Below are 1237 nucleotides of genomic sequence, written 5' to 3' on the forward strand. Positions count from 1 at the left end.
GTCCCGCTTGCCCCACCATGAGATGGCATCCCAAACCGGCCAGCATTTTAGCGACTGGTCGCATAAAGTCTAAGTGTCTTACAAATTGTGCTTCCACAAACTCAAAATTGAGACACTTTCTCTGCTCGCGTGACAACTGTAAGAGTTCATCACGAAACCACTTGAAGTATTCGCGACTCGAAAAAGGCGTCACATTTAGATTTAGAGCATAATTTTTAGAGCTGTCAAAATTCTCTTTAAAGTCTTTTAAGAATTTATGAAGTACAGCTCTATCCATTTGAGCTTCATAGCCCACTTGTCTGATAGCAGAGATAAACCGGGACGCTTTAACAATGCCATTTTCAGGATCCCGAATTCGACATGTTAACTCTTCGTGTAAGGCTTTTTTATGCGTCGCATCACTTATTGAGTGAACCGATTGTGCGTAGAGTATCACATTTTCTGATGTAAGTGCCGTATCAAATAACGTACGCCATCTCACACTTCCGCGCGCTTCTTCATCGTGGTTCCATTTCTTAAAACGGCTCCAGTTATTGTTGTTTTGTAGCTGCGCACTTCTGAGTGCCGTTTCCGCCTCATCAATAATTTGGCTGTGTCGCTCTCCCTCTTTGTACATTGTGATACCAATATGGCACCAGTTGTCGGGGTCGAGCGGATCTGGCGGCGTAAGTTTCTCTAGTTGACGAATACATTGTGAGGCCAAGTTGGCAACATCTTTGGCGCTTTGATGAGGTAAGAACAGTGCAAAATCGGCATCGTAATAACGAGAGAACACCACGTCTGGGTAACGCTGCACTAAATTGGATAACAAGCTGCCGACTTCAACAATAAACTCGTCGGTGATTTGCTTATCTTGCTCTTCTTCCACGAGCTTCCAATCTTGAATACGAATCAGCAAGACCGCGCCACGTGCGCCACTCTCTAAAAGAGCCGATTCCAGCTTGCTATCAAAGAGCACTCGATTGGCTGTTCCAGTGAGCTTATCGAGAAAAGTTTGAGTGCGGATAAAGGTATCAAAGCGGCTGCGCTCCTGGCGCGCATCCTGTAATTCTTCAATCAACACATCGAGTGCTTCACTCGCGGTGTAAGGCCACTCTTTTTTATCTCCCTTGGCGTATTGCTCAACTCGCCCCGCCAAGATCATTCTTCCTCGCTCTTCCAGCATTTCTGAACCAGCAAGCTGCTCCTTTAGCCACGCAACACCGCGCATCAAACAAAAGATGATCAAAATAACGGC

The 1237-nt window shown here is 45.8% G+C and carries 1 protein-coding gene; it reads right to left on the reverse strand.

Annotated features, from left to right (window positions below):
* Positions 1-1237, reverse strand: a 1237-nt coding sequence (locus R7P67_RS25030) for an EAL domain-containing protein (protein WP_318086347.1), incomplete at both ends; no start/stop codon positions are given.

The organism is Vibrio sp. Vb0937 (assembly GCF_033338855.1).